Raw genomic sequence first — 6,518 nt, forward strand, 5'->3', positions numbered from 1 at the left:
TGGCGCAAACTCGGCGGCCAGAACCGTCTGCCGCAGATCATCCAGGGGGTTGAGTTCCGCGACGGCCTCCGTCAACTTCAAGCAGCCGCCTGACCAGGCGTCACCAACTTTCGCCAATATCGCGCGCTCAGCCCTGCCAAGCTTAAGTTGAAGCCGATGTCCGTCCTCGTGTCCGGCGGGATCGACAAGATCCAGATCATCCGCGCCATCCTGCGGGCAGGCTATGTGAACCGGCTGGTTACCGATAAGGGCGTGGGCCGGGCGCTGCTGGCTGAGCCACGCTGATGCTCAGGCCCGCATCTTTTCCACGTCAGCGCCATCGGATGAAGCATCAGGAAGGTCTGCGGCAGCGAGCAGGCGCAGGTGCCACGACCATCGACAGCGTCCCATCGCAGGCCCCCTGCGCAAGGGCGTTGTCGCGGGCCAGAGGTTCATCCAGGTCGGCGGCGGCGCCTGCGATCTTGAAGACAAAGAAGTCGCCGGCGATTCCCCGGAGTTCGGACCGCCGATCGCGCGGGGCCCAGGCGACGTCGTCGGACACCGCGACCTGCTAGACACGGACGCCCGAGCCCTGCAACTCTTCGGCGGAAATGATGAAGTTCATCACGTCACCGGTGTAGTTGCCATAGAGAAAGCAGACTTCTGCCCCGCCGTCAGCCGCGCGGGCGGCATCCAACATCTGTTCCGGCAAGGGCGAAGCGAAGATGTTGCCGACTGCCGCTGCATCCGCAAGCCCGCGGCCGGTCGCGCCCTTGAGCGTCAGCAGGTGGGGATGGGCCGCCACCATTTCAGCGATGACCTGCGGGATAATGTCCTTGGGGGTGTTGATCAGCTTCTTTGTCTTGGTCGTATCTGTTCCGGTTTCTGGCCTCAGGCACCGCGGCGGATATAACGCTGCGACAAAGAGTCGAATGAGATGGCAAGGACCCCGATCGCGCCGGACACGACGCCCTGCCAATAGGCGAGACGCCGAAGAGGACGATGATGTTCTCGATGATGGCGATGAGGCCCGCGCCGAAGATCGCGCCGAGCGGAGAGCTGACGCCGCCCGTGGTGGCAACGCCGCCGATGACCGAGGCCGCGATCGGCGCCAGCACCCATGCCTGCCCGATGGAAGGCTGCGCGGTCCCCAGCCGGGCGACCATCAGCAGGCCAGCCAGCGCCGACAGCATGCCTGCGAAGGTGAAGACCAGCAGACGGATGCGGCCCACGCGGATCCCCAACATCCGCGCGGCGGCGGCGTTGTTGCCGATCGCATACATGTAGCGGCCCATCGGCGTGCGGGTGGTCAGGAACAGCGCGGCGGCCAGGACCAGCAGCATGATGATGAGCGGCACCGGTAGGTCGAGGACGTCGCCGCGACCCGGGAACTGGATTCCCTCGGGGATGCCGGTGATGGCGACCCCCTTGGTCAGCATCAGGATCGCGCCGCCGTAGATGCCGGTGGTGCCGATGGTCAGGACCAGCGAATGCAGGCCCAGGGTGGTGACCAGAAAGCCGTTCAGCTGCCCCAGCGCCATCCCCAGCACCAGCGCCAGGACCAGCGCCACCCCCTAAGGCGGCCCTGCCTGCACCATCAGCATGCCCGACACGTCCCCGCAGAGGCCGCCGATCGTGCCAAGCGACAGGTCAAGCTCGCGCAGGATCATCAGCGATGCCTGCGCGATGGTCACGAGGCCGACGAAGGCAAGCCAGCGATGACGGACATGTTGTAGGCCGTCAGGAAACAGGACGAGATCAGCGCCGACACGACGAAGATCGCCACCGGCGCGATGATGACGCCGGCCAGCGGGTTGCGGATCAGGATCGACAGGGCCGAGGGCTGTCGGACCGCTGCGGAAGCGTCAGTGGACATCGGCCGTCTCCGGGTCTGATGGCGCGCCGTCGGTGCCGGTCGCGAAGATCGCGCCGACCAGCGTTTCCGTCGCGGTGGTGGCGGCGTCGAGATTGCCGGTAATGCGGCCGGCGCAGCGGCGCGACTCGGTCATCTCGGACGAGATCAGGATGACGCCGACGCCGTCCTCGGCCAGCGACTTCATGATGCGATAGATCTCGGACTTGAAGCGGATGTCGATCCCTTGGTGGGTTCGTCGAAGATCAGGATGGGGGGCGTCGTGGCCATGGCGCGGCCGATGATGGCCTTCTGCCGGTTGCCGCCCGGCAGCGTCCACATGCGTTGGCCCCGCCCGGACGCGTGGATGCCGTGATTGTCGATCACCCTCCGGACAAGCGAGCGTTCCTTGGCGAAGTCGATGCCCGCCACGCCCGAGGTCAGCGGCAGGACCGACATGCCGATAATGTCGCACAGGGACAGAAGCGGGAAGATGTCGTGATGCTTGCGCTCTTCCGACAGGTAGAGCATGCCCCCGGCTACAGAGCTGGCGGTGTCGCCAAGGCGCCAGTCAAGCCCCCGACGCGGACCCGGGCGGCACTGGCCTTGCGGAAGCCGAATATCGTCTGCATCAGCTCGAACCGTCCCGCGCCCACAAGCCCGGCAAAGCAAGGCGAAGCTTGAAGCTGACATCGTCGAACATCGTCCGGGCGAGGTCCTCGACCTCCGGCAGGGTTTCGCCCACGGCCGTATCGGGGCGGAAATGGTCGTCGACGGCGACCTCGCGGCCGGACATGGCGCGGATCAGGCGCGGTTCGTCAAATCGGCCACGGCGCCGGCCGCCACCTTCTCGCCGTTGCACACAGTGTGTAATCGTCGCCGACCTCGAACACCTCCCCCATCTTGTGAGAGATGAAGACGATCGCGTGATCGCGGTCCTGAAAGCCGCGGATGACCTTGAAGACACGCTGACCTTTCGCGCCGTCAGGGCCGCCGTAGGTTCGTCCAGGATCAGCACCTTCATATCACGATTGAACCATGCCCGCGTGATCTGCAAATGCTGCTGGTCAGGGACCGAGATGTGCCGCACCAGGTCCGAAGGGCGCGCCTCGATCCCGAAACGCTCCAGATATGTCTGCGCTTGGGCCTCCATGCGCCTGCGGTTCACCAGACCGCCGTGGCCGGTGCGGTCGGAGGGCATGAACAGGTTCTCGGCCGCGCTGACATCCGGAAACAGCGGCAGTTCCTGCGGAACATAGGCGATCTTGCGGAACATCTGGGGATGTTCGACCGGGTGCCTTCCGTCGATCAGGATCGACCCGCGAGAAGCACGGTCCGATCCCGTTAAGAACCTGATCAGCGCAGATTTTCCCGCGCCGTTTCCGCCCGCCAGGATGTGCATGCGGCCGAGTCCGATGTCCAGATCGACTCCATCCAGCGTAGTCACGCCGGAAAATCGCGGCCCAAGCCGCGTGCCTCCAGATAGGCTATGTCGTTCCTCCGGGGGGTGTTCCTGCAGCCTGCCGGACGGGTGACCGCAGGAAGCGGATGCGTCAGACGCCGACGTTGCCCTGGGTCAGGGCCGCGTTGCCGGTGTCCAAGTAATCCGGGACCGATGGCTGGGCATCGGGTTCAGCCATTCCTCTTGCAGCCAGGCGCGGCACGCTCTTCAAGCTCCGTCTGCTCGCTCCGCGAGACTGCAGGCCCGACGAAACGGCCACGCAGGCATTCAATAACCGCTGTCGATCAGGTGCCGGATCGTCGCGCAGAACCTCGCGTGTCGTAGCGATGATCAACCTCACGGGCATCTTTCGAATTGGAACCAGATATTCAGCGGCGGTGGCGATGTCTCTCTTTACGTAACAACGCCTCACCCCCTAGCGTCACAGCGATTCGAGGAGGGCGACATGTCGGGCATGGTGCCGCCACGCCTCCTCATGGGGTTTATGCATGGCTGGTACGGCTCAGGTCGCCGTGACGCCCGTCACGGGCAACACGTGGGTGGATGGAATCAGCTGGGGCACCAAGTGGTCCTCGGGCGGTGGCACCACCGTGGTCTGTACTTACCTCGCCGGCCAGGCCGGCGATGAAGTGCTGAGCGACGGGACAGGTTCGTCGATCACCGCCTACGAGCTTTTTCCGGAGGAAAGCGCGGCAATGACGGCGGCAATGCGATCCTTCGAGGCGGCCTGCAACATCGACTTCCGGACAGTTTCGTCGATGGCAGATGCGGATCTTGTCTGGGCCAGCGTGGACGATGTCGATGCCGAGGGTAATCTGGGTTGGGCCATTCCGCCGGGCGAGGGCTTCGTGAACGGAGAGGCGCAGGGCCTCGTCGCGATCAACTGGGAGGTCTACGATCCCGCCTCGGGCCCCGCCATGCTGGTCAAGGGTGGCTACGACTTCTGCACCTTCATCCATGAACTTGGTCATGCGATAGGCCTTGCGCATCCCCATGATGACGGCGGCCGGTCCACCGTCTTTCCTGGCGTGACCAGCGCCTTCGGCGACTTCGGCGACTATGGCCTGAACCAGGGCATCTATACGATGATGTCCTACAACAGCGGTTGGCATACGCGGCCGCTCGGCATCCCCGAAAGCCCGGCCTATGGTCGCGAATCCGGACCCATGGCGCTCGATATCGCGGCACTTCAGGCCATGTACGGCGCGAACACCAGCCATCGGACGGGCAGCGACACCTATGTCCTGCCCGGTGCCAACCAGGTCGGTACCTTCTATTCCTGCATCTGGGACGCTGGCGGCATCGACAGGATCGTGGGCGCGGCGGACCGCAGCAACACCATCGACCTGCGGCCTGCGACGCTTTCGTCCGGGCCGGGCGCCGGCGGCTTCGTGTCCTTCGCCGCCGGGATTCACGGCGGGTTCACCATCGCCAATGGCGCGGTGATCGAGAATGCGGTCGGCGGAGCATACAACGATACGCTGACGGGCAACGCCGCGGCTAACGTTCTGAACGGCCTCGGCGGAGCGGACCGGCTGGCAGGGGGGCGCGGCAACGACACCTATATCCTCACGACCGCCGGTGATACGGTCGTCGAGGCTGCGGGCGCCGGCATCGACACGGTGCGCGCGGGCTACGGCTATGCCCTTGGCGCCAACGTCGAGAACCTTGTGTTGACCGGCAGCGGTGCGATCAACGGCGTGGGCAACGCCTTGGCGAACCGAATCATCGGCAATGCCGCGGCCAACGTGCTGAATGGTCTGGGTGGAGCCGATCGGCTTCTGGGCGGGCGCGGCAACGACACCTATGTGCTGGCGACCGCCGGCGACACGGTCGTCGAGGCCGCTGGCGCCGGCATCGACACGGTGCGCGCAGGCTACGGCTATGCCCTTGGCGCCAACCTCGAGAACCTGGTGCTGACTGGCAGCGGTGCGATCAACGGCGTGGGCAACGTCTTGGCGAACCGCATCACCGGGAATGCAGCTGCGAATACGCTGAAGGGCGCGGCCGGCAACGACGTCCTTCTGGGCGGCAACGGCAATGACGTTCTGATCGGCGGTGCCGGCAGGGACATCCTGAACGGCGGGGCGGGCGCTGACGACTTCATTTTCCTGGCCGCGGGTGACAGCGGCCCCTCCTTCGCCTCGCGCGACGTCATCAGCGGCGGCTTCACCAGTGGCCTTGATGACATCGTGCTGTCGAACATCGATGCCGACGCGGGGCTGAGGGGCAACCAGGCCTTCAGACTGGACACCGGCGGCTCCTTCTCGGCGGGCGAGATCCGCCAGAAGGTGCTGAGCGGCGGTCTGCTGATCGAGCTCAACACGGATGATGACGCGACGGCCGAGATGGCGATCTTCGTCCAGGGGCTGAGGGACACACTGGCCAGCGCCGACTTCGTGCTCTGAGATCTGATACTGCGTCGGCCGGAAATCCGCCGGCGCGGTCAGGCTGTTGGCAAGTGGCAAGGCGCCTTGGGGATGGCTTGTTCCCACGGCAAAAGCCGCCCAGACGATGCGGTCATTCAGCGGCGCTACGCGAGTACCTCTCGTTGGCGACGGCAGTACCGGCAGCGCGCTGAAAGGCTTGTCAGTGCCAGGCCGGTCTATGCCACAGCACGACGGCAGGCCGATGGGCTGCGGCGGGCACAGCCGTGCAGGCCTTGGTCGTGTTCAGCGCTTCGAGGGCAACGACCCCGATAGAATATCCCAGATGGTCCGGTTCGAGCGGCAGCTTCAACGGGCTGGACATCGCGCGCCAGCAGGAACAGGTGATGGCTCGGATCGTCGACATCGCCAACGGTCTGATCGGCATCCCGCGCGGCCGGTTCCCGCGCACGTCGCTGATCGACATGCCGTTCCTGACCGAGGACGCGGGTGCCGCCACCTGTGCGCTGTGGGAGCCGTTCCCGAGTATCTGGCCGATGCGTCAGGCCCCGCCATTCGGGGATCGTGAGCCCGGCCTCGGCCCGGTAGAGCGCAGCAAACCTGCGGCTGATCTTCGTTGCGGCCACGCCGAGCTGATCAGGCAGCAATTCTCAAAGACCCAATGGTGACAGCACTGCGGCGGCGGCGATACGTTCATTGCAAAAGCTACGAAAAAGGGCGTTGTTGCATGAAGCCTTTTTGGGATACACATTGCACGTCCAGCGACATAGCTGAACGGCATGTCCAAGCTCGCGCTTACTCGCTACCGCACCCTGAACTGGTCTGCCTACAACGCTGC

At 65.1% G+C, this 6,518-nt stretch carries 7 protein-coding genes and 2 pseudogenes; 3 read left to right on the plus strand and 6 right to left on the minus strand.

Going from position 1 to position 6,518, the window contains the following annotated elements:
• Positions 1-138: 138 nt before the first annotated feature.
• Positions 139-285 (plus strand): annotated as a pseudogene (locus tag OC184_RS19065) (sugar-binding domain-containing protein); the annotation flags it as partial.
• A gap of 46 nt (positions 286-331) precedes the next feature.
• On the opposite strand, the pseudogene OC184_RS19070 reads toward OC184_RS19065, so the two are convergent.
• The 6 genes and pseudogenes from OC184_RS19070 to OC184_RS19095 form a co-directional block, all read right to left on the minus strand.
• Positions 332-787, minus strand: a pseudogene (locus OC184_RS19070) (dihydroxyacetone kinase subunit DhaK).
• A 1-nt stretch (position 788) separates the two neighbouring features.
• The gene (locus OC184_RS19075; RefSeq protein ID WP_265508733.1) at positions 789-1,550 is read right to left on the minus strand and encodes an ABC transporter permease; all 762 of its coding nucleotides are present in this window, start codon (positions 1,548-1,550) and stop codon (positions 789-791) included.
• 119 nt (positions 1,551-1,669) lie between these two features.
• Positions 1,670-1,855 (minus strand): hypothetical protein, encoded by a 186-nt coding sequence (locus tag OC184_RS19080; RefSeq protein ID WP_265508734.1) that lies wholly within the window; start codon positions 1,853-1,855, stop codon positions 1,670-1,672.
• On the minus strand, positions 1,845-2,039 hold the full coding sequence (locus OC184_RS19085) for a hypothetical protein (RefSeq protein ID WP_265508735.1): 195 nt from the start codon (positions 2,037-2,039) through the stop codon (positions 1,845-1,847). Before OC184_RS19085 ends, OC184_RS19080 begins: the two co-directional genes overlap by 11 nt.
• The gene (locus OC184_RS19090) at positions 2,036-2,362 is read right to left on the minus strand and encodes an ATP-binding cassette domain-containing protein (RefSeq protein ID WP_265508736.1); all 327 of its coding nucleotides are present in this window, start codon (positions 2,360-2,362) and stop codon (positions 2,036-2,038) included. Before OC184_RS19090 ends, OC184_RS19085 begins: the two co-directional genes overlap by 4 nt.
• A 100-nt stretch (positions 2,363-2,462) precedes the next feature.
• Positions 2,463-3,278, minus strand: coding sequence for an ATP-binding cassette domain-containing protein (locus OC184_RS19095; RefSeq protein ID WP_265508738.1), 816 nt, complete (start codon positions 3,276-3,278; stop codon positions 2,463-2,465).
• Between the two features lie 503 nt (positions 3,279-3,781).
• On the opposite strand from OC184_RS19095, the gene OC184_RS19100 reads away from it, so the two are divergent.
• Together OC184_RS19100 and OC184_RS19105 are read left to right on the plus strand one after the other, a co-directional pair.
• Entirely contained in the window at positions 3,782-5,701 is a 1,920-nt protein-coding gene (locus OC184_RS19100) for a M10 family metallopeptidase (protein ID WP_265508740.1), read from the plus strand.
• Between the two features lie 365 nt (positions 5,702-6,066).
• Positions 6,067-6,348: a hypothetical protein gene (locus OC184_RS19105; RefSeq protein WP_265508741.1), complete on the plus strand. Its 282-nt coding sequence runs from the start codon at positions 6,067-6,069 to the stop codon at positions 6,346-6,348.
• Positions 6,349-6,518: the final 170 nt, after the last annotated feature.

Origin of the sequence: Paracoccus rhizosphaerae, from assembly GCF_026162645.1 — a bacterium.
Classification (GTDB): Bacteria; Pseudomonadota; Alphaproteobacteria; order Rhodobacterales; family Rhodobacteraceae; genus Paracoccus; species Paracoccus rhizosphaerae.

What these genes read in the sequence shown, in the direction of transcription:
- OC184_RS19080 (WP_265508734.1), bottom strand. Translation starts at nt 1,855, where the DNA reads ATGTCCACTGACGCTTCCGCAGCGGTCCGACAGCCCTCGGCCCTGTCG.
- OC184_RS19085 (WP_265508735.1), bottom strand. Translation starts at nt 2,039, where the DNA reads ATGAAGTCGCTGGCCGAGGACGGCGTCGGCGTCATCCTGATCTCGTCC.
- OC184_RS19090 (WP_265508736.1), bottom strand. Translation starts at nt 2,362, where the DNA reads ATGCTCTACCTGTCGGAAGAGCGCAAGCATCACGACATCTTCCCGCTT.
- OC184_RS19100 (WP_265508740.1), top strand. Translation starts at nt 3,782, where the DNA reads ATGGCTGGTACGGCTCAGGTCGCCGTGACGCCCGTCACGGGCAACACG.
- OC184_RS19105 (WP_265508741.1), top strand. Translation starts at nt 6,067, where the DNA reads ATGGCTCGGATCGTCGACATCGCCAACGGTCTGATCGGCATCCCGCGC.